Here is a 21444-nt window from a genome sequence, read left to right on the forward strand (position 1 = left end):
GTGGGCGGGCCCGGACGAGCCCGGGCCCGCCCACCTGCCACCCCCGTGCGGGGGTCGACCCCGTGACGCCCGCGCGACGCGGCGAACACTCCCGCCGCACCCGGCGGGCGGCGCTCCGCGCCCTGGAACCACCCCCGCCACCACCGCGCGTGCGGCGCCCTGCGACGATGCCGCAGGGGCGGCGATCCCTGTCGCACACATCGGGCGGGGAGCGACCCCGTACACGCGCCGCACGGGGGCACCCCCGCGCGCACCGCACGGGGCGACTCCGGGCGCGTACACCGCACGGGAGTGGCTCCGCGCGCGTACGCCGCACGGGAGTGGCTCCGTGCGTACGTATCGCACGGGGGCGACTCCGTGCGCACACCGCACGGGGGACTGCCCCGTCCGACACACCGCACGGGGGACTGCCCCGTCCGACACACCGCACGGGGGACTGCCCCGTCCGACACACCGCACGGGGAACTGCCCCGTCCGGACACACCCGCACCGGGCACGGCCCCGTGCACGCACCCCGGGGGGACACCGCACCATGCCCACGCCTCGCGAGCAGCTCGCCGATGCCCGGCTCTACCTCTGCACGGACGCCCGCAAGGCGCAGGGGGACCTCCCCGGCTTCCTCGACGCCGTGCTCTCCTCCGGCGTCGACATCGTCCAGCTCCGCGACAAGGGCATGGAGGCGGGCGAGGAGCTGGACCACCTGGCCGTCTTCGCCGACGCCTGCCGCCGGCACGGCAAGCTGCTCGCCGTGAACGACCGCGCCGACGTCGCCCACGCCATCGGCAGCGACGTGCTCCACCTCGGCCAGGGCGACCTGCCGGTGCCCGCCGCCCGCGCGATCCTCGGCGGCCCCGACGACGTCCTGATCGGTCGCTCCACGCACGGCGAGTCCGAGGTCGACGCCGCCGTCGCCGAGGACGGCGTCGACTACTTCTGCACCGGACCCTGCTGGCCCACCCCCACCAAGCCCGGCCGCTACGCCCCCGGCCTCGGCCTCGTGCGGTACGCGGCCTCGCTGGAGCAGGACCGCCCCTGGTTCGCCATCGGCGGCATCGACGAGGGCAACCTCGACGAGGTACTCGCGGCGGGCGCCCGCCGCGTCGTCGTCGTCCGGGCCGTCACGCAGGCCGCCGACCCGGCCGCGGCCACCGCCCGACTGGCCGAGCGCATCAGGTCGTACGGGGCCCACGACACCCCGCGCGTGGCTGAATAACTGTCCGAAGGGTGGACAAGAAACCGGCATAACGGACCTTTGTCGTCTGCTTGGTTGGGGGTCCGCCGCGCCGCTGGCTAACCTCTCCGCATGGCCCTTGGCACAGCTTCCACCAGAACAGACCGCGCCCTTACGGTGCGTGAGCTGCTGGAGACCGGAAAGACGTCGTTTTCCTTCGAATTCTCGGCCCGCAGGACCGAGAAGGGTGAGCAGAACCTCTGGAACGCCCTGCGCCGGGTCGAGGCGGTGGCCCCCAGTTTTGTGTCCGTGACGTACGGAGCGGGCGGTTCCACCCGCGAGGGCACCGTCAAGGCCACCCAGAAGATCGCCTCCGACTCCACCCTCACGCCCGTCGCGCACCTCACCGCCGTCGACCACTCGGTCGCCGAACTGCGCAACATGGTCGGGCAGTACGCGGACGCCGGGATCAGGAACATCCTCGCGGTGCGCGGCGACCCGCCCGGCGACCCGATGGGCGAGTGGATCCGGCACCCGGAAGGCGTGACGTACGCCGCCGAACTCGTCGAACTCATCAAGGAGTCGGGCGACTTCTGTGTCGGTGTCGCCGCATTTCCCGAGATGCACCCGCGCTCGGAGAGCTGGGATTCCGACATCCGCCACTTCGTGGAGAAGTGCCGGGCCGGTGCCGATTACGCCATCACGCAGATGTTCTTCGATCCGGAGAGCTATCTGCGGATGCGGGACCGCGTTCAGGCGGCCGGCTGCGACACCCCGATCATTCCCGAGGTGATGCCCGTCACGCTGGTCAAGCAGCTGGACCGGCTGCCGCAGCTCAGCAACGCGCATTTCCCGGACGCGGTGAAAGAGCGGATCCTCGCGGTCAAGGACGATCCGGCCGCTGTACGCTCCATTGGCATCGAGTTCGCCACCGAGTTCTGCGCGACGCTGCTTGCCGAAGGTGTACCGGGAATGCACTTCATCACGCTGAACAACTCGACGGCGACCCTCGAAATCTACGAGAATCTCGGACTGCACGACCAGACGTCACCGCAGACGCAGTCGTAACAGTCACCACAGATGTACTCGCGCCGCCGTGTTCCAGCAGGGGAACCCGCGGCCGCAGGAGAGGGGCGTACATGGGCTGGACGGTCCTCTACATCGCATTCGGCGCGGTCGCGCTGTGGCTGCTCGGCGAAGTGCTGCTGCAGTACAAGGCGCGACTGCGCTGGCGGGTGCTCGCCTTCGGCGGCTTCGCCGTCGTCGTGGTGGGCGTGCTGCTGCCGTCCGTCGTGGTGATCGCGGCGGGCGCCATCGCCTTCGCGGTCGGCCAGACGTACGTCACGCTGTCCTTCCGCCGGGGCTTCTCCACCGGCTGGGCCATCGGCGGCAACCCGGGCGGCAGCAAGCGCCGCAGGGGCGGCGGCGAGGCCACCGCGCAGCAGCAGCCGACGCTCCAGGTCTCCGGCCTTGAGTACGGCGCCCAGGGCGAGCCGGCCGGTGCCGGTTTCGACGGGGCGCACGCCTTCGACGCGCACGGGCAGGACGCGCACGGGCAGGAGAACGGCCAGCCCCCGTCCTACGCCCCGCAGCCGGTGCCGGACGAGACCGGCCAGTACGGCGTGTACGACACCTCGGCGCCCTACGCCGCGGCCTCCGCGGCGCCGCCCGCCCCCGGCCACCAGCCGCAGGGGTACGACGACTTCGGCAGCGGCTCCTACCCCACGTACGGGCAGGACGCGTACGACACCGGGCAGCAGAGTTACGCGGCCTACTCCGACCCGTACATCGGGACGCAGTCGTACGGCGGTGGCGGCGGCGAGTACGACTCGTACGGCGGCCAGCAGCAGATGTACCCGGGCCCGTACACCGAGAACTACCCGCCCGACACGCCCCCCGGCGGCGTCTGGGTCCCGCACCAGCGCGACGGCGAGCACCCGCTGGGCCCGGAGGCCCCGCAGGAACCCGCCGCCTATCCGAACCCCACCTACGACAGCAACGGCCAGTACCGCTACTGAGCCGCCGAGCTCTACCGAACCACCGAGCTCTCCTGAACCACCGAGCTACTGAGTTATCGAGTCCCCGGGCAGCCCCGCCGCCCGGGGACTCGGCCGTTCATGGGACGGGGCCGTCACCGGGAGCCCCGGAAGTCGTCCCCCTCCACGATCAGTCCCGCCACCAGCGCCCCCGACATCCCGGAATGCGCCAGCCCGCCACCCGGGTGCGCCCATTCCCCCGCCGCGTACAGCCCCGGCAGCGACGTGGCATTGGCCGGAGCGAGGAACCGCCCGTCCCGCCCCGCCAGCGCAGGTGCCGCGACAGCGCCCGTCTCCGCCGGAGTCCGGACCTCACGCCACCTGATCCGCCCGCCGAGCCCCGGCACCGCCACCTCTGCCGCGGCGACCATCCGGTCCGCCCAGCCCTCCGCGAGCGACGGCCAGTCGTACCCCGTCCGGGCGGGTGCGGCAGCGGTCAGCACCACTGCCTCATGCCCCTCCGGCCCCTCGCCCGCCGGTCGCAGTGCCGGATCGTCCGGCCGGGACACCCACACGGTGGGAACCGCCCCGCCGCGGTCCCCAGGCCCCGATCGGTCGAAGAGCGCCCGGAGTTCCGCCTCCCGGTCCGGCGGGTGCACCACGCTCCGGTGCACGGCGCCCGCCTCCCGCGCCCCGTCCAGCGCCAGGAACACCCGCACCCGCCCCGCCGGTTCCACCGCCTCCCCGGCGCCGCGCAGGGGCGCGTCCCCGGCCCCGTACGCGGCCCGCCCGCCGAGCAGCGCCGCCAGCCGCTCCGGCGGTACGGCGGCAACCACCGAGTCCGCCTCGACGACCGTCCCGTCGGCCAGCTCCACCCCCGCGGCCCGGCCGTCCTTCTCCACGACGGAGGCGACTTCGCCCTCCGTACCGAAGACGAACTCCACCCGCCGCGCCAGACACCGCTCGTACAGCGCGCGCGCGAGCTCCCGCGTGCCCCCGGACACGTACCAGCTGCCGAAGGTCTGCTCCAGGTACGGCAGTACGGCGGCCGAGGCGGGGGCGTCGCGCGGGTCGAGCCCGTGGCCCAGCGCGTGACTCTCCAGCAGGGCGGCCAGCCGCGGATCGGCCAGCTCCCAGGCCGCCACCTCGGCGAGCGTCCGCGCCTGCCGGGCCGGGCGCATCAGGCGCTTGACGCGCACCGAGGGGTACGGGTCGCGGCCCAGCACCTGCCAGTCGGCGCGCAGCGGTTCTTCGAGGAGAGGGCGCCGGGTGCGGTCCCAGGCGTCCCGCGCCCGGTTCATGAACTCGCCCCAGCGCTCGCCGAGTCCGCGCCCCAGCGACTCCTCCAGCGCGGCGACGACGCCGCCGCGCGAGGCGTTGGGCAGCGCGACCGAGCTGCCGTCGGGGAAGAAGTGCCGGACCGCCGGGTCCACCTGCGCCATGGAGACGAGGGACTCCAGCGGCTCCTTGCCCGTCTTCACGAACACGTCCCGGTACACGGCGGGAAGATGCAGCAGGCCGGGTCCCGTGTCGAAGGCGAACCCGTCCCGCTCGAAGCGGCCCGAGGAACCGCCGTACGTCCCACCGCGCTCGTACACCGTCACCCGGTGGCCCGCGACGGCCAGCCGGGCGGCGGTCGCCATCGCGCCGAGCCCGGCGCCGATCACCACAATCCGTGCCATGTCAGTGACCATAGCGGCACCCACCGACAACGCCGACAACTCAGCCGGGAGGCCCGGCACCCGCTCCCGCCAGCCGTTTCTCCTCGCGGCGCTGGGCCCGTCGGCGCAGGAACCGGCGGATCCGGCCGGCCAGGAACAGCAGTATCACCAGCCCCGCCACCAGCAGCACGGCCACGATGACGGCCGCCGCGACCGGATGGAATATGGCGAAGGTGACGATGCCCGCGACGCCCAGGTCCTCCAGGATGCTGACCGCGATGTTGCTGAACGGCTCCGGCGAGGTGTTCACCGCCATCCGCGTACCGGCCTTGATCAGATGGCTGACCAGCGCGGTCGAACCGCCCACCGCACCCGCCGTGATCTCCGGCAGCGACCCGTTCTGCCCGGCCAGCAGCGCGCCGATCACGGCGCCCGCGACCGGCCGGATCACGGTGTGGATGCTGTCCCACACCGTGTCCACGTACGGGATCTTGTCGCTCACCGCCTCGATCAGGAAGAGGATCCCGGCGACGACCATGACGTCGGTGCGCTGCATCGCGGCAGGCACCTCGTCACTCAGTCCGGTCGCGCCGAATATGCCGAGGAGCAGGACCACCGCGTAGGCGTTGATCCCGCTGGCCCAGCCGCTGGTGAAGACGAGGGGGAGTACGGACACGGACGTGATCGTAACCAGTCCCGGCTGCGGAACCAGAGGTTCCTGCCCGGTCGCCGTCCCGGAACCGGAGGTTCCTGCCGTCGGCGGAAAACACCGGTGCGGCGAGGCTCGATCCCCCCGAGCCTCACCGCACCGGTGCCCTACCCCCCGTAACCCCGTTCCCCGTTGCGTCCAGGGTCCCGCGCCGCTTCCGCCGCCCCGTGTCGGCGGTCTCGGCGCGGGCGCCCCTTCCGTGCTTCCCACTCTCTCGTCCGCGCAGGTGGGAGCTCATCCGCGTACCTACTCATCTCTCGTAGTAGGTACGGATACTCAGAGCTGCGTGCTCACACCCACCCGGACTCAGGCCAGCGGGCCGGCCACCCGCCCGTGCAGCAGCCGCGACAGTGCCGAGTGGACGTCGTCCAGCGAGCGTTCGCTCTGGAAGGCCTGCCAGTCCAGCGCGGCCACCAGCACCATGCCGACCAGCGCGGCGGCGGTCAGCGGGATGTCGATCTCCTCGCTCAGCTCGCCCGCAGCGACGCCCTCGGTGAGGACCGTCTCGACGACGGCCACCGCCTGCTGACGCACCACCAGGAGCGTCGACTGCCACGCCCGGTTGGTGCGCCACAGCTCGGCGACGTACAGCTGGGTGAAGGCCGGGTAGCGGTGGATGAACTCCAGCCCCGCCCTGATCATCGCGTCGAGCGACTCCACCTTGGTGCCGCCCGCCGCGCCGGTGGCGTCGGCCGCCTCCTGGAGGGAGGCGGTGAGCAGCCCGACGCCGTACCGCAGCAGCTCTTCGAAGAGCTCGCTCTTGCTCTTGAAGTTGTAGTACACGGTGCCCTTGGCGACACCGGCCCGTTCGGCGATCTCCTCCACGGTGGTGGAGGAGAAGCCCTGCTCGGCGATGAGGGTCACGGCCGCCTCGTAGAGCTTCTGCCGGGTGTTGCGGCGACGCGTGCTGCTGCTGTCCATGGCGTTGATTCTCACAGGCTGAGCTCGGGGTGCAGTCTGTCCAGGGTCCAGACCTGCTTGCGCCGCGCGGACAGTGCGGTGAGGGCGAGCGCTCCGGCCGTGAAGGCGGCCAGCACGACGCTGCCCGTCCAGACCGGTTCCAGACCGCCGCCCGAGATCAGCCGACGCAGGCCCTCGACGACGTACGTCATGGGCAGGAACGGGTGGATCACGTTGAAGAACGTCGGCGACGTCTGCACCGGATACGTACCGCCCGCCGACGTCAGCTGGAGCATCAGCACCGCGAGCACCAGGATCCGGCCCGCCGCACCGAAGCGCGCGTTGAGCCACTGGATGATGGCCGCGAAGCAGCCCGACACCAGGACGAGGAAGCCGAGGGTGCCGGCGGCGCGCTCCATCTCCAGGCCCAGACCCCAGTGCAGTACGGACATCAGTGCCGCGACCTGGAGCACGCCGAGCGCCGCGACCGGCAGCCAGCCCGCGAAGGCGATCCGCCAGGCGGAGGCCCCGGCGGCCAGGGCCCGCCGGTTGAGCGGCTGGATCAGCATGTACGCGACCATCGCGCCCACCCACAGGGACAGCGGGATGAAGTACGGGGCGAAACCGGTGCCGTAGTTGGGCGCCTTGTGCATCGACTGCGAGGCCAGCTTGACCGGGTCGGCCATCACCTCGGTGCGCTTGTCGCGGGAGTCCTTGTCGTAGTCGGGGATCTTCCCGACGCCGTCGTGCAGCCCGCCGGCCAGCTTGTTGCTGCCGTCGGCCAGCTTGAACAGACCACCGTCCAGGTTGTTGGCGCCGTTCTTGAGCTTGCCGACGCCCTTGTCGAGGTCGGTGGCGCCGGTACGGGCGGAGTTGACGCCGGTGTGCAGCTTGGCGGCGCCCTGGGAGACCTGCTGGGCGCCCGTGTTCAGCGCGTTGACCTTGGCCACGGCCGTCTTCAGGTCGTCGTCCAGGTGCGGGGCCTCCTTGACGAGGGCCTGCGACTTGGACTGGAGGTCGGCGAGACGGGTGTCCAGGGTGGCCAGTTCGCCCTTGCTGTCCTTGACCATCGCGTTGACGTCCTCGGCGACCTTCGCCGCGTTCGCCGCGGCGGTCACCCCCCGCTTCAGCACGGGGCAGGCGCGGTCCTTGACGGGGCCGTCGGCGGGCGCACCGGCCGCGGAGCCGTCCCCGGCCGCGTCGCCCGCCGGGGCGCCGGCCGCGCCCTCGCAGAACTCCTTGTGCACGGCGGCCAGGTCGTTGGCCCCCTTGCGTGCCTCGGTCGCGGCCAGCGGAGCACCCTTGACCAGGGTCTCCAGGTGGTGGCGGGCCGCCTTCGAGGAGTCCGCGACCAGCTGTGCGGCCCGCGCGATCGACTTGCCGTCGTCCTTCAGGTACGGGCGGACCTGGCCCGCCACCCCGTTGACCTTCTGCGCCAGCACCTTCGTGCCGTCGGCGACCTGCTTCGACCCGGCCGCCAGATCGGCCGCCCCGGTGTCGAGGCGCTTGATCCCGCCGGACAGGTTGCCGCTGCCCTTCTTGGCGTCCTTCAGCCCGTCGGCGAGGTCCTTGGAGCCCTTCTTCGCCTTGTCGATGCCGCCGTCGAGGTCCTTGGCACCCTTGGCGGCCTTCTCGGTCGCGTCGTGGATGTCGGAGAACGAGATGAAGATCTTGTCGAGGAAGCCGCGCGAGGCGTTCGTGGAGGCCGCCGTGCGCACCTCGGAGAACACCGACCGGGAGATCTGCCCCACGATGTAGTTGTTGGAGTCGTTGGTGGCCACCTGGAGGGCACCGGTCTCGGGGGAGTCCCCGGAACTGGAGGCGATCCGCTTGCTGAAGTCCGACGGCATGGTCAGCGACAGGTAGTAGGAGCCGTTCTCGACCCCGTCCTTGGCGTCCTTGGCGCTCACCTCCTGCCAGTCGAAGACCTTGCTGTCGAGCAGCTTCCCGGTGATCTCGTCACCGGCGGTGATCTTCTTGCCCGAGGCGGTCGCCCCCTGGTCCTCGTTGACGAGGGCCACGGGAATCTTGTCGAGCCGGCCGTACGGGTCCCAGAAGGACCACAGGTACAGGGCGCCGTACAGCAGCGGCAGCAGCAGGAGCGCCACCAGAGCGGCCCGCGGCAGCTTCCCCCTGCCGAACCGCTTGAGCTCAAGAGCGGCCAGTTTCGGCGAGCGCATCGGCCGTACCTTCCTCGGTCGTGTTCTTCTTCGTCTGCTGCGTCTTCGTCTGCCCGGGTGTCTGCTCGGGTACGGAGTCCCGCACGGTCTCGTCCCGTACGCAGACCCGCAGCGCGTCCTCGGGCGGCTCGCTGCACACCGCGAGGACGGTCGTGCCGCCGGCCGCCACCGACCTCAGCAGCTCCCAGGCCAGCTCGCGCTCGGCGTCGGACAGCTTGAGGTCCGCGTCGTCGAGGGCCAGCAGCCGGGGCGAACCCATCAGCGCGAGCCCCACCGACAACCGCAGCGCCTCCAGGCGCTCCAGGTCCCGTACGGAAGTCCGCTCGCCCTTGGGCAGCGACGCCAGGTCGAGACCCACCGCCGCCATCGCCGCGTCGATCCGCGCCCGCGCCGCCGCCCGGCGCGCCGAAGGGCGCCGCACCAGGGAGCGCAGCGCACCGCCGAACCGGCGCTGGAGCAGGACGCGTTCGCGCAGGTGCTCGGCCACGGTGAAGGCCGGGTCGAGTTCGCTGACCCCGGCCACCGGGCCCAGCGCGCTGAACCGGCGTACCCCCGCCAGCTTCTTCGGCAGCCGCAGCCCGCCCACGTCGGCATGCCCCTCGGTGGCACGCATACGTCCGGTCAGGGCGAGCAGCAGACAGGTGCGGCCGGAGCCCGACGGGCCTTCGATCGCGACGAACGACCCGGCGGGGGCGGCGAGTTCCACGCCCCTGAAGGCCCAGCCGCGCGGCCCCTTGAGGCCGAAGTTCACGGCATGCACCGCGGCACCCTCGGCAGTTGCTGTCCCCGTGTGCGGGCTGTCCACGCACCCTCCCCTTTTGAACTGACCAGTCAGTTCAAAAGTATGCCCTTGGGTCCCTCGCTCAAAAGCCCAGCTCAGGGCCGATTGTCAGTGGCGTCCCTCACAGTGGGCACATACGGCCACAGCGCCGTTACCCGACGATCAGGAGGTTCGTCATGAGTCGCGCTGGTGTCCACACAGATGTCCCCTCCGACGTCCACCCGGTGCTGCGCCGCGCTTCGGCGCCGCCCGCCGCCCTCGACCTGCTCGCCCAGGCCCGCGCGGGCCTGGAGGAGGCCGCCGTCGCCGAGACCGCCAACGAGCGCTACGCCACTGCCCACTTGGTCGCCCTGCGCACCGCCGCGGCCGTCCTGGCGGCCCGGGGCCGCCCCGAACCCACCCCGCGCCGCAGGCAGCGGATACGCAGCGCCTGGGAGGTGCTGCCCGAGACCGCGCCCGAACTGGCCGAGTGGAGCGCCCTGTTCGCCTCGGGGGCCGAGCGCAGGGCCCGTGCGGAGGCGGGGATACGGGGCGCCGCCTCCGCCCGGGACGCCGACGACCTGGTGCGCGACGCGGCCATGTTCCTCCGCCTGGTGGAGCGGATGCTCGTCCTGCAGCCGGTACTGCCCAGGGCCCGGCCGGAGGATGCGGGGCCGGGGCCCGCGCAGGCGCGATGACCTGGGGCGGGCCCGGGGCCATTAGGCTGGGCGGAGCCTTGTCAGCGGGCCCCTGCCCGCACCGTTCACCGAGGAGTCAATGCCGTGTCGGAACCGATGCGCCCCCGCGCCTCCCTCCGTACCGCCGTGGTCTGGGAGGTCCTCAAGGACGCCCTCGACCACCGCGCCAAGGAGACCGGCCGCGACACCCTGGACATCCTCGACACCGGGGGCGGCACCGGGAACTTCGCGGTGCCCGTCGCCAAGCTGGGCCACCGCGTCACCGTGGTCGACCCCAGCCCCAACGCCCTGTTCGCGCTGGAGCGCCGGGCCGCCGAGGCCGGGGTCGCCGACCGTGTCAGCGGAGTCCAGGGAGACGCGCTGGGCCTGTTCGACGTGGTCGAGCGCGAGGGGTACGACGCCGTGCTCTGCCACGGCGTCCTGGAGTACGTCGACGACCCCGCCGAGGGCCTGCGCAACGTGGTGGCGGCCCTGCGCCCGTCGGGCACTCTCAGCCTGCTCGCCGCGGGCAGCGGCGGCGCCGTCCTGGCCCGTGCCCTGGCCGGCCACTTCAACGAGGCCCGCCAGGCCCTCACCGACCCGGCGGGCCGCTGGGGCGAGGGCGACCCGGTGCCCCGCCGCTTCACCGCCGACCAGCTGAGCGAGCTGGCCGACGGCGCGGGCGTCGAGGTCGGCGCCATACACGGCGTCCGCGTCTTCGCCGACCTGGTCCCCGGCGTCCTGGTCGACACCGAGCCCGGCGCCATGGAGGCCCTGCTCAAGCTGGAGGCCGCCGCGGCCGAGCTCCCGGCATTCCATGCAGTGGCCACCCAACTGCACGTACTGGGCGGGAAGCGGTCCTCCGGCGCGGCCCGCTAGCCCCGCAGCACGTCCGGAGCAATGCCCGCGGACCGGCCCCGAAGCCCCGTCACGGCGGCTGATCAGGGACGAGAGCGGGTAGGTGAGGGGTACGGAGTCCGCCGTGGGCCCCCCGATCAGGCTCCGGGCCCCGTATGATCGGAGCACACCGTCGGCATGACGGGTCGGCCGTTGGGGAATGCACGCTTCAACAGCCAAGCCGGCACGGCGGCCCGGATTGGCGAATTGGCGTAGAGGGCGGGTTTCACGGGGGCGATTCCCTGCCTATTCTGAAAGGGCCGCATCCGGTCGCCCCCCGCGACCGACGAGTAGGAGGACTCCGTGCCGCTCTCGGAGCACGAGCAGCGAATGCTCGAGCAAATGGAGCGAGCGCTGTACGCCGAAGATCCCAAATTCGCGACAGCGCTTGAGGGAAGCGGGCTGCGTACGTACACCCGGCGACGGGTCTACCAGGCGGTCGCAGGCTTTCTGGTGGGTATCGCGCTCCTCATGGCCGGCATGGTCGCCCAGGAAATCTGGGTGAGCGTGGTCGGTTTCCTTGTCATGCTCGGTTGTGCCGTCCTCGCGGTCACCGGATGGCGCAAGGCTCCCAAACCGGGCGAGCAGCCCGTTCCTGGCATGGCGCCCGCGGGGCGCCGACAGCCCAGGCAGCGCCGCTCGGTGATGAACCGGATAGAGCAACGGTGGCAGCGCCGCCGGGACGAGCAGGGCTGAGGGCCGTAAGAACGGCCCGAGCGGGACACAAGCATGCGTGAGGGGCGGCCACCTTCGGGGTGGCCGCCCCTCACGCATTGCTGTGTACGTGGGTGGAGCTGGGGCGGGGGGTGCGGCTCCGCCGGGGGCCGCCCCCTTGCCCGCCCGTTCCGCCCCCGGGGGGCGGCCCCGCCGCCCAAGGGGGCTAGGGGGTAGGGGCGGCTTCGCCGCCCAAGGGGGCTCGCGGCGTAGCGGCCCCGCTGCCCAAGGGGGCCTCGGCGGGGTCAGCCCCGCTGCCGCGCCACCCTTCGGAGCAGTGCGGCCGAGCCCCGGCTCCACTTTTCGCTCCAGCGTCCCGTCGTCGCCGAGATGCGTCCGGAGACCGCCCACACCACCCGTACCGCCGACCGGGGCAGCAGCAGGGCCCGCACCCGGGCCCGGCCCTTCGCCGCCGCCCGCAGCCCGGCCCGTACCCGGTGCACATCGTCCACCAGACCGCCGCTCGCCTGCGGCACCGGCGCGTAGAGCACCTGCTCCACCGCACCGGCCGCCCGGTGCACCGCCTCCGCCGAGGGCCCGTCCAGCGCCCCCAGCCGGACGATCCGGGCCGCCGTCCTGCGCGGCGTCTGCGATTCGTCGGGCGTGATGCCCAGGTCCCAGGCCGAGTCGTTGATCTCCCGCCAGGCGGCGAGGGTCCGGTCCGCAGCGTCCGCCGGAGTCCGTCCGTCCGAGGCCAGCCGTCGCGCCCGCACCCTGGTCCGCCACAGCAGCGGCAGCAGTGGCAGGGCGAGGAGCGCGAGCACGCCCGCAGCGATGGCCACGATCGTCCCCGTCGGCGTACCCCGGTCGGTCGGACCGACCGGGCCCGCCTGGGCGTCGCGGCCGCACTCGCCGAGCCTGCGGTCGGCGGCCGAGCAGCTGTCCGACGGCTTCGGGGCGGCGGACGGCGCGGCCGACGCACCGGTGGACGGCTGCACCGCGTCGGTCGGGTCCTGCGACGGGGCCTCCTGCCGGGTGTACTCAGGCGCGCTGCCCCGGGTCGGCGTCGGCTCGAAGCGGGTCCAGCCGAGCCCCTCGAAGTACAGCTCGGGCCACGCGTGCGCGTCCCGCACCCCGACCGACATGAGGCCGCCCGGCCGGGCCGTGCCCGGGGTGAAGCCCACCGCCACCCGCGCCGGAATGCCCAGCGTGCGGGCCATCGCCGCCATCGAGAAGGAGAAGTGGACGCAGAAGCCCTCCTTCTGCTTCAGGAAATTGGCGATCGCCGTCGAACCGGTCCCCGACTGCACCTGGGTGTCGTACGTGAAACCGCCCTCGGAGGCGAACCAGTCCTGCAGCGCGACGGCCCGCTCGTAGTCGTTCGAGGCGTCCTTGGTGACCTGGAGGGCCGTCTGCTTCACCACCGGCGGGAGGTTGCCGGGCACCCGGGTGTACTCCTTGCGGAGATCACCGCGCGCGGCCGGGGCCGCCGCCAGCTGCTCCCTGGTCGGCTGTACGGCCAGGCTGCTCACCTCGTAGCGCACGCCCTTGGTGGTCTGCCCCCGGTCGCCGACCAGGGTGCGGCCCTCCGGTTCGAACCGCCAGCGCCCGGCGATGCTCACCTTCGTCGCGGGGAAGGGCAGCGGCAGCCAGTTCTGCTCGTACGAACCGGCGGCCGCGATGTTGGTGTTGACCTCGGTGACGGGGACCTTGGCGCTCAGTCCGGCCGGTGCGGGCAGCGGATTGGGGATGTCCTCGATCTTCCGCTCGGACGACTTCCAGGCCGTGCCGTCGAACTGGTCCAGGGCCACGATCCGCAGGTACATGTCCTGGGTCTGCTGGGCCGTCGTGCGGTAGCTGAGGACCTCGCGGTCCTCCGGCTGGTTGAGGTTGTCCTGGAGCGAGACCAGGGGGTTCACCGCGGAGATGGTGCCGCCCGAGCCGCCGCCGCGCCCGGGGCCGCTGCCGCCGATCAGCCCGCCGTTCAGGGTGGGCAGCACGGCGGGCACCAGCACGGCGACGCCCAGGGTGAGGAAACCGATGCGGCGGCCGGTACGGACCGGGGCCAGCGGCGCGCTGCCACCGGTCTCCAGGCCCGCCACGGTCTGCCGGGGCTTGCCCGGTGCGGAGCCGCCGAACACCCGGCCCCACTGCGACAGCCGGTCCCGGCCCTCGGCCAGGAGCAGCAGCAGATAGCCGGAGGCCGCCAGCAGGAAGTACAGCCAGCTCGCGCCGCCCCCGGACAGGCCCGCGGCCACCGAGTACAGGGCGAGCAGCGGCAGCCCGGCCGGAGCCGCGCTGCGGAAGGTCACCGCGAGGGCGTCCACCGCGATGCCGATCATCAGCACTCCGCCGATCAGCATCAGCCGGATGCCGTCGGAGGCGGGCGCGGGGATCGCGTACCGGTTGACGTCCGCGGCCCCCGAGCTCAGCAGCCGCCCGAACTCCTCGACCGCGTCGGGACCCGGCAGCACCCCGAGCACCGCGTGGCCCCCGGCGAACATCAGCGTCAGCAGCACCAGGGAGACGACCAGCTGCACCGCCACCGTCAGCGCCCTGGCCAGCGGCACCCGGCGCGCCAGCGCCCCGACCCCCGCCTGCACGGCGACCAGGACGACCGCCTGGAGGAACCAGGCGGCCTGGATCACCAGCGGAATCAGCGCCGCCGCCGCCATCAGGGTGGCGGCCAGCGCGCAGAGCGTCATCCGCCCGCGCCCGCTCATGACCAGCCGCCCGAAATCCCCGACATCCCCGAAGTTCCCGTCTTCATGCTCTTGTTGCCCCCGCCGCCGTTGCGCTGCGCCTCCGCCTGCCGCCACAGGTCGGGCAGCTGCCTGCCCGGCGGTACGCAGACGACCGTCCAGCCCGCGTCGCGCAGCCCCCGCAGCCGCTCCTCGGCCTGCTCGCGCACCGCCACCGCGGCGTCCGGCTCGCAGGTCCACACCGCGCTGTCCGTGACGAAGGCGACCGCCCCGCCGGTGCGCTGGCGCATCTGTGCCGCGAGCGCTCCCTGGGTGCTGTCGAGGTCGCCGAAGAACGCGACCAGCAGGCCCTCGTTGCCGCCCCGCAGGACGTCGTACGAGGGGGAGAGACCGCCGCCCTCGGAGTGCCCGACGACCGCCAGGGTGTCCATCATCAGCCCGGCCGAGTCCGCCGACTCCTGGGTGGAGCCGGTGTATCCGCCCGCGCCGTCGCCCGGCACCGAGGTCCCGGTGTCGGTCAACAGCCTTACCGAAAAGCCCCGTTCGAGCATGTGCACCAGCACCGAAGCGGCACCCGACACCGCCCATTCGAAGGCCGAGTCGGGCCCGGCGCCCGTGTAGGCGTCCCGCCGCGTGTCCAGCAGCACCGTGCAGCGGGCCCGCTGCGGCTGCTCCTCGCGGCGCACCATCAGCTCGCCGTAGCGGGCGGTGGAGCGCCAGTGCACCCGGCGCAGGTCGTCGCCGTGCCGGTAGCCGCGCGGAATGATGTCGTCCTCGCCGGCCAGCGCGAGCGACCGCAGCCGCCCGTCGCCGTAGCCGTTGGCCTCACCCGTGAGCCGTACCGGAGGAAGCGCCTCCACGCGGGGGATCACCGTCAGGGTGTCGTACGCGCTGAACGACCGGCTCAGCTCGCACATCCCGAACGGATCGGTCAGCCGCAGCTGGAGCGGCCCCAGCGGATACCGCCCGCGCAGGTCCGAGCGCACCCGGTACGACACCTCGCGCCGGCCGCCCGCCTCCACCTTGTCCAGTACGAAGCGGGGCCTGGGCCCCAGTACGTACGGCACCCGGTCCTGGAGCATCAGCAGTCCGGTGGGCAGCCGCGAGACGTTGTCCATCCGCAGGTGCACCCGGGCCTCCGACCCGGCGGGCACCCGCGCGGGGGAGAGCCGGCGGCTGCCCGCGACCCGGTAGCGGGTGCGGTACAGCACGGCCACGCACATCAGCGGCAGCACCGCGAGCAGGACTCCCACCCGCAGCAGATCGCCCTGTCCCAGGACGTACGCGCAGACCGCCGCGGCGAGACCGGCCGCCAGGAACGACCGGCCGCGCGTGGTCAGTCCGGCCAGCGCGGCCCGCATCCCGCCCTCCTTGCCCCCGTCGTCCCCGGGAACAGCCGAGGGCCTCCCGGCCGGCATCACAGCGGCCGAACGCCGGGCGCGCTGTTGTAGGGCGGAGCCGGGGTGTTGCCCGTGGGCACCGGAACCCGCTGGATGATCTCCGTGACGACCTGCTCGGCGGTCCGCCGGTTGAGCTGGGCCTGCGCGGTCGGCAGCAGCCGGTGCGACAGCACCGCCACGGCCAGGGCCTGTACGTCGTCGGGCAGCGCGTAGTCCCGGCCGCTGAGCGCGGCGGAGGACTTGGCGGCCCGCAGCAGGTGCAGGGTCGCGCGCGGCGAGGCACCCAGCCGCAGGTCGGGGTGGTTGCGGGTGGCACCCACCAGTTCCACCGCGTACCGCCGGACCGCTTCGGCGACGTGCACCTTGCGGACGGCGTCGATCAGCTTCACGATGTCGTGCGCGTGCGCCACCGGCTGGAGGTCGTCCAGCGGCGAGACGCCGCCGTGCACGTCCAGCATCTGCAGCTCCGCCTCGGGCGAGGGGTAGCCGATGGAGACGCGCGCCATGAACCGGTCGCGCTGCGCCTCGGGCAGCGGGTAGGTGCCCTCCATCTCGACCGGGTTCTGGGTGGCCACCACCATGAACGGGTTGGGCAGCTGGTAGGTCTGCCCGTCGATGGTGACCTGCCGCTCCTCCATGGACTCCAGGAGTGCGGACTGCGTCTTGGGCGACGCGCGGTTGATCTCGTCGCCGATCACGATCTGCGCGAAGATCGCCCCCGGCTTGAACTCGAAGTCGCGCCGCTGCTGGTCGTAGATCGACACACCGGTGATGTCCGAGGGCAGCAGGTCCGGTGTGAACTGGATGCGCCGCACCGAACAGTCGATGGATCTCGCCAGCGCCTTCGCCAGCATCGTCTTGCCGACGCCCGGCACGTCCTCGATGAGCAGGTGCCCCTCGGCGAGGAGCACGGTCAGCGAAAGCCGTACGACCTCCGGCTTGCCCTCGATCACGGCCTCCACCGACCTGCGGACCCGCTCCGCTGTGGTGGTCAGATCCGTCAGGCTCGCTCGATCGTCATAGGTCGTCACCCCGGCCCTCCTCGGCCCTTTCGGGCCGGCGTCACGACGACGCGAGCGGCCCACCCCTCAACACGGACAGCCCCGCCGGAGGGTTCCCGGCGGGATGTCACACACGCATTCTTGTTGCCGTTACCGCTTCGTGTCACTCGCCTGCGGACAAGTGAATGCGAAATGCCGGAGTTGGCGCATTTTTGTGCCAGGTCTTCGCGGTGGGACCGGCTCGGTCAGGCGGGATCGATCTCCCGCAGCAGACCCGTCGTCACGTCGAAGACGAAACCGCGGACGTTTTCGGTGTGCAGCAGGAACGGGGAGGTCCGCACCCGCTGCATCGACTGCCGGACGTCCTGGTCGACGTCCCGGAACGCCTCGACGGCCCAGGAGGGGCGCTGGCCGACCTCGTCCTCGATCTCGTGGCGGAAGTCCTCGGTGAGGGACTCCAGACCGCAGTTGGTGTGGTGGATGAGTATGACGCTGCGGGTGCCGAGCGCCCGCTGGCTGATGGTGAGCGAACGGATCACGTCGTCGGTCACCACACCGCCCGCGTTGCGGATGGTGTGGCAGTCGCCGAGCGCCAGGCCCAGCGCGTCGTGCAGGTCGAGCCGTGCGTCCATGCAGGCGACCACGGCGACCTGGAGCACCGGCCGCGCGTCCATTCCGGGGTCCTCGAACCCGGACGCGTACCGCTGGTTGGCCGCGACGAGCCGGTTGATGACGGTGGCGTCGCCGGAGCCGCCGGGGCCCCCGTGACCTTCGGGAAGGGATGCGGAAGTCGACATGACTATGACGGTACTGGTCAGCCCCCGTGCGGTCCTGCTGTGGAAGGGGACAAAGAAGGTCAACGAGCTTTGTTGTGAGCTAATCCACAGGGGTTGCGGCAGATGTGCACTGCTTCCCTCGTACGGGTGAAAAACCGGTCGGAGGGTCTGTCGCGGGCACGGCACGCGGTGCCCTGCCCGTTGATTGACCGGGAGGACCGGTGGACTAAAGTGACGCGAATCCCGTAGTTCCCCCCGCGCGCGGCAGTTACGTACGGCCCGGCCTCCGCCCGCTCGTCGGTCGGCCCCTGCGGTCGGCTCCCCTTCCCGAGCGGGTGGGGACCGGGCCGTACGTACGTCGTCAGGACCCGCGCGCACCTGCTTCGAGAGGGCGCATGAGCCAGAGTCGACACGTCCCGGTGATGCTCCAGCGGTGCCTGGACATGTTGGCCCCGGCCATCGCCGAGCCGGGGGCGGTCGTCGTCGACTGCACCCTGGGGCTCGGCGGTCACAGCGAGGCCCTCCTCACCCAGTTCCCCGACGTACGCCTCATCGGCCTGGACCGCGACAAGGAAGCCCTCAGGCTCTCCGGCGAGCGCCTCGCCCCCTTCGGCGACCGGGCCACCCTGGTGCACGCGGTCTACGACGAGCTGCCCGAGGTGCTGACGAACCTCGGCATCCCGCGCGTCCAGGGCGTCCTGTTCGACCTGGGCGTCTCCTCCATGCAGCTCGACGAGGCCGACCGGGGCTTCGCCTACGCCCAGGACGCCCCGCTCGACATGCGCATGGACCAGTCCACCGGCGTCAGCGCCGCCGAGGTCCTCAACACGTACGCACCCGGTGAACTGGTCCGCATCCTGCGCCAGTACGGCGAGGAGAAGCAGGCCAAGCGGATCGTCTCGGCGATCGTGCGCGAGCGCGACAAGGAGCCCTTCAGCAACAGTGCCCGCCTGGTCGAGCTGATCCGCGACTCCCTCCCGCAGGCCGCCAAGCGCACCGGAGGCAACCCCTCCAAGCGCACCTTCCAGGCGCTCCGCATCGAGGTCAACGGCGAACTCGACAGCGTGGAGGCCGCCATTCCGGCCGCGGTGAAGGCCGTCTCGGTCGGCGGCCGGGTCGTCGTCATGTCGTACCAGTCGCTGGAGGACCGGATCGTGAAGCAGGTCTTCGCGGCGGGCGCGGCCAACACCGCACCGCCCGGCCTGCCCGTGGTCCCCGAGCGCTACCAGCCCCGGCTCAAGCTGCTCACCCGGGGCGCCGAACTGCCCACCGAGGAAGAGGTCGCCGAGAACCGCCGGGCCGCACCCGCCCGGCTGCGCGGCGCCCAGCGCATCCGGGAGGACGAAGCCGAGTGACGAAGCCGGCCAAGCAGTTGCGGGGGAGGGCGGCACGGCTGTCCCAGCTGTTGCCGCCGGGCCCCGGTCAGGCGGCCCGCACCCCCTTCGTGCTGCTGGTCGTGGTGCTCCTCGGCGGCGGGCTGATCTGCCTGCTGATGCTGAACTCGGCACTCAACGAGGGCTCGTTCAAGCTGAACGACCTCAAGAAGCAGACCACCGAACTCACCGACGAGGAGCAGCAGCTCCAGCGCGACGTCGACGACCGCTCGGCCCCCGGCGCCCTGGAGCGCCGGGCCCGCGAGCTCGGCATGGTCCCCGGCGGCTCGCCTGCCTTCCTCGACCCCGACGGCAAGGTCAGGGGCACCCCCAGCGAGGCGCCGCCGCCGGAGCCGGCCCCCGAACCCGTACGCCCGCAGCGGGCACCCGCGGCCCCGCAGGGATCACTCGCCCCGGCGTCCCCGTCTGCACAGGCGTCCCCGGCCGCCCCCGCTTCCGCCGCGGCCTCCGCCGCCCCCACGAGCCCCGCGAGCCCCTCGGCCCCCGCGAGCACCTCGCGTCGCTCGGACCGCGCGGACGCTCCGCGCACCCCCGCCACGCCTCCGCCCGCGCAGCCGTCCACGACGTCTGAGCCCCCGACGACTCCCGGCAGGTGACGCAGTGCCCCCGAAGGCTGTGCCCCCGAAAGAACCGCGCCGACGGGTCCCGGCCCCCGGCCGCCCGTCCGCCCGCAAGCCTGCCGCCGGCCGCAAACCCGCGGCCGGGCCCGCCGCCCGTGCCCCGAAGGCGGGCGCGAAGGGCAAGCAACTGCGGCTCGGCAGCCCCAAGCCCCGGCTGCGGCTCGTCGGGCTCGGGCTGACGCTGGTGATGTTCGCCTTCGTCGTACGGCTGTTCCAAGTGCAGGCCGTGGACGCGGCCACGTACACCGACAAGGCCGAGGCGCAGCGGCAGACCAAGCACACCCTGACCGCCGAGCGCGGCGAGATCACCGACCGCAGCGGCATCGCGCTCGCCGCCAGCGTCGACGCGCACGACATCACCGCCGACCCGTTCCTCTACACCCCCGAGCAGTCCAAGCTGGCCGACGCCCCGCAGCAGGCCGCCGCGGTGCTGGCCCCGATCCTCGGCAGGCCCCAGGCCGAGATCGCCAAGAAACTGGCCACCCCCAAGACGCGCTACGTCGTCCTCGCCCGCCGCCAGACCCCGCAGATCTGGAAGCAGATCAAGGACCTCAAGAGCGTGTACGGGGACCGGGCCGCCGCCGCGAACAAGAAGAAGCCGGACTCCGCCGCCAACCTCCTCGGCGGCATCCTCCAGGAGCCCAGCAGCACCCGCGTGTACCCCAACGGCGACCTTGCCGCCGGAATACTGGGTTACGTCAACGCCGCCGGACGCGGCGCCGGCGGCCTGGAGGTCAAGCTGGACGAGGAGCTCGCGGGCAAGGACGGCGAGATCACCTTCGCCCAGGCCAACGGCCGCCGGGTGCCCACCGCGGGCGCCAACGAGACCCCCGCCGTGCCCGGCTCCGACATCGAGCTCACCATCGACCGCGACATCCAGTGGGCGGCCCAGAACGCCATCGAGCAGCAGGTGAAGAAGTCCAAGGCGGACCGCGGGTACGTCATAGTGCAGGACACCCGCACCGGCGAGGTACTGGCCATGGCCAACGCCCCCGGCTTCGACCCCAACGACCTCTCCCAGGCGAACTCCGCAGCCATGGGCAACGCCGCCCTCCAGGACGCCTACGAGCCCGGCTCCACAGCCAAGATCATGTCGATGGCGGCCGTACTGGAGGAGAAGGCGGCCACTCCCGACACCCACGTCGTGGTGCCCAACCGGCTCCAGCGCGGCGACCGCCTCTTCAAGGACGACATCGACCACCCGACCTGGTACCTCACCCTCAACGGGGTCCTCGCCAAGTCCTCCAACATCGGCACCATCCTGGCCACCGGCGAACTCGGCGACACGCAGCCGGAGGCCAACAAGGTGCTGCACTCCTACCTCACCAAGTTCGGCATCGGCCGCCGCAGCGGACTCGGCTTCCCCGGCGAGACGCCCGGCATCCTGGCGCCGCCGGAGAAGTGGTCCACCTCGCAGCAGTACACGATCCCCTTCGGCCAGGGCCTGTCCCTCAACGCGATGCAGGCGGCCTCCGTGTACTCCACGATCGCCAACGGGGGAGTGCGCATCGAGCCCACCCTCGTACGCGGCACGAAGGGCCCGGACGGCCGCTTCACCCCCGCGCCCGCGCCCAGGAAGACCCGCGTCGTCAGTGACAGGACCGCGCAGACGCTCTCCCGGATGCTGGAGTCCGTCGTCGACGACGAGGAGGGCACCGGCACCAAGGCGCGCATCCCCGGCTACCGGGTCGGCGGCAAGACCGGCACCTCCAACCGGGTGGACCCGCAGACCGGCCGCTACAAGGGCTACACCGCCTCCTTCGCCGGATTCGCCCCCGCCGACGCACCCCGGATCACCGTCTACTGCGCCATCCAGAACCCCACGAAGGGCAGCTACTTCGGCGGCCAGATCTGCGGCCCGATCTACAAGCAGGTCATGGAGTTCGCCCTGAAAACCCGGCAGGTCGCCCCGACCGGCGGCAAGCCCCCGCGCCTCCCGGTCACCTTCGGTCCGGGGGACTGAACC

General features: G+C 72.4%; 18 protein-coding genes. 9 read left to right on the top strand and 9 right to left on the bottom strand.

Annotation, left to right across the window (positions count from 1 at the left end):
- Window positions 1–532 precede the first annotated feature (532 nt).
- From thiE to ACZ5PB_RS15445, 3 genes are all read left to right on the top strand, one after another.
- Window positions 533–1213, top strand: a complete 681-nt coding sequence (gene thiE, locus ACZ5PB_RS15435; protein WP_468691330.1) for a thiamine phosphate synthase — start codon at window positions 533–535, stop codon at window positions 1211–1213.
- Between the two features lie 90 nt (window positions 1214–1303).
- Window positions 1304–2239, top strand: a complete 936-nt coding sequence (gene metF / locus ACZ5PB_RS15440; RefSeq protein WP_468691332.1) for a methylenetetrahydrofolate reductase [NAD(P)H] — start codon at window positions 1304–1306, stop codon at window positions 2237–2239.
- Window positions 2240–2310: 71 nt separating this feature from the next.
- Window positions 2311–3189 (top strand): hypothetical protein, encoded by an 879-nt coding sequence (locus ACZ5PB_RS15445; protein ID WP_468691335.1) that lies wholly within the window; start codon window positions 2311–2313, stop codon window positions 3187–3189.
- Window positions 3190–3302: 113 nt separating this feature from the next.
- Here the strand turns inward: ACZ5PB_RS15445 and ACZ5PB_RS15450 are convergent, their stop codons facing one another.
- From ACZ5PB_RS15450 to ACZ5PB_RS15470, 5 genes are all read right to left on the bottom strand, one after another.
- A complete protein-coding gene (locus tag ACZ5PB_RS15450; protein WP_468691336.1) occupies window positions 3303–4829 on the bottom strand; it encodes a phytoene desaturase family protein in 1527 nt (508 codons plus the stop codon).
- A gap of 40 nt (window positions 4830–4869) precedes the next feature.
- Window positions 4870–5484, bottom strand: a complete 615-nt coding sequence (locus ACZ5PB_RS15455) for a DUF4126 domain-containing protein (RefSeq protein ID WP_468691337.1) — start codon at window positions 5482–5484, stop codon at window positions 4870–4872.
- A 339-nt stretch (window positions 5485–5823) separates the two neighbouring features.
- Entirely contained in the window at window positions 5824–6438 is a 615-nt protein-coding gene (locus ACZ5PB_RS15460; protein ID WP_468691338.1) for a TetR/AcrR family transcriptional regulator, read from the bottom strand.
- 11 nt (window positions 6439–6449) lie between these two features.
- On the bottom strand, window positions 6450–8597 hold the full coding sequence (locus ACZ5PB_RS15465; RefSeq protein WP_468691339.1) for a YhgE/Pip family protein: 2148 nt from the start codon (window positions 8595–8597) through the stop codon (window positions 6450–6452).
- Window positions 8569–9402 carry an ATP-binding cassette domain-containing protein gene (locus ACZ5PB_RS15470; protein ID WP_468691340.1) on the bottom strand — a complete coding sequence of 278 codons (834 nt, stop codon included), beginning with the start codon at window positions 9400–9402 and terminating at the stop codon, window positions 8569–8571. Before ACZ5PB_RS15470 ends, ACZ5PB_RS15465 begins: the two co-directional genes overlap by 29 nt.
- Before the next feature lie 152 nt (window positions 9403–9554).
- Between ACZ5PB_RS15470 and ACZ5PB_RS15475 the strand changes: the two genes are divergently transcribed.
- The 3 genes from ACZ5PB_RS15475 (at window position 9555) to ACZ5PB_RS15485 (ending at window position 11627) form a co-directional block, all read left to right on the top strand.
- Entirely contained in the window at window positions 9555–10055 is a 501-nt protein-coding gene (locus ACZ5PB_RS15475) for an SAV_6107 family HEPN domain-containing protein (RefSeq protein ID WP_468691342.1), read from the top strand.
- An 84-nt stretch (window positions 10056–10139) separates the two neighbouring features.
- Complete coding sequence (locus ACZ5PB_RS15480) at window positions 10140–10913, top strand: methyltransferase (protein ID WP_468691343.1); 774 nt, start codon at window positions 10140–10142, stop codon at window positions 10911–10913.
- 321 nt (window positions 10914–11234) lie between these two features.
- Entirely contained in the window at window positions 11235–11627 is a 393-nt protein-coding gene (locus ACZ5PB_RS15485; protein WP_468691344.1) for a DUF3040 domain-containing protein, read from the top strand.
- A gap of 263 nt (window positions 11628–11890) precedes the next feature.
- Here ACZ5PB_RS15485 and ACZ5PB_RS15490 read toward each other — a convergent pair whose 3' ends face one another.
- From ACZ5PB_RS15490 to ACZ5PB_RS15505, 4 genes are all read right to left on the bottom strand, one after another.
- Complete coding sequence (locus ACZ5PB_RS15490; protein ID WP_468691346.1) at window positions 11891–14308, bottom strand: transglutaminase TgpA family protein; 2418 nt, start codon at window positions 14306–14308, stop codon at window positions 11891–11893.
- The gene (locus ACZ5PB_RS15495) at window positions 14305–15705 is read right to left on the bottom strand and encodes a DUF58 domain-containing protein (RefSeq protein ID WP_468691349.1); all 1401 of its coding nucleotides are present in this window, start codon (window positions 15703–15705) and stop codon (window positions 14305–14307) included. Before ACZ5PB_RS15495 ends, ACZ5PB_RS15490 begins: the two co-directional genes overlap by 4 nt.
- Entirely contained in the window at window positions 15705–16718 is a 1014-nt protein-coding gene (locus ACZ5PB_RS15500) for an AAA family ATPase (protein ID WP_468691351.1), read from the bottom strand. Before ACZ5PB_RS15500 ends, ACZ5PB_RS15495 begins: the two co-directional genes overlap by 1 nt.
- 215 nt (window positions 16719–16933) lie before the next feature.
- Window positions 16934–17485, bottom strand: a complete 552-nt coding sequence (locus ACZ5PB_RS15505; RefSeq protein ID WP_468691353.1) for a beta-class carbonic anhydrase — start codon at window positions 17483–17485, stop codon at window positions 16934–16936.
- A 374-nt stretch (window positions 17486–17859) separates the two neighbouring features.
- On the opposite strand from ACZ5PB_RS15505, the gene rsmH reads away from it, so the two are divergent.
- Genes rsmH through ACZ5PB_RS15520 form a run of 3 tightly spaced genes read left to right on the top strand, consistent with a single transcriptional unit; the run spans window position 17860 to window position 21441 of the window.
- Window positions 17860–18819, top strand: a complete 960-nt coding sequence (rsmH, locus tag ACZ5PB_RS15510) for a 16S rRNA (cytosine(1402)-N(4))-methyltransferase RsmH (protein ID WP_468691355.1) — start codon at window positions 17860–17862, stop codon at window positions 18817–18819.
- On the top strand, window positions 18816–19454 hold the full coding sequence (ftsL, locus tag ACZ5PB_RS15515; protein ID WP_468691357.1) for a cell division protein FtsL: 639 nt from the start codon (window positions 18816–18818) through the stop codon (window positions 19452–19454). The genes rsmH and ftsL overlap by 4 nt, the downstream gene beginning before the upstream one ends.
- Before the next feature lie 19 nt (window positions 19455–19473).
- Window positions 19474–21441, top strand: a complete 1968-nt coding sequence (locus tag ACZ5PB_RS15520) for a peptidoglycan D,D-transpeptidase FtsI family protein (protein ID WP_468691565.1) — start codon at window positions 19474–19476, stop codon at window positions 21439–21441.
- The last annotated feature ends 3 nt before the right edge of the window (window positions 21442–21444 follow it).

It is taken from the genome of Streptomyces sp. NPDC032721, from assembly GCF_055579625.1.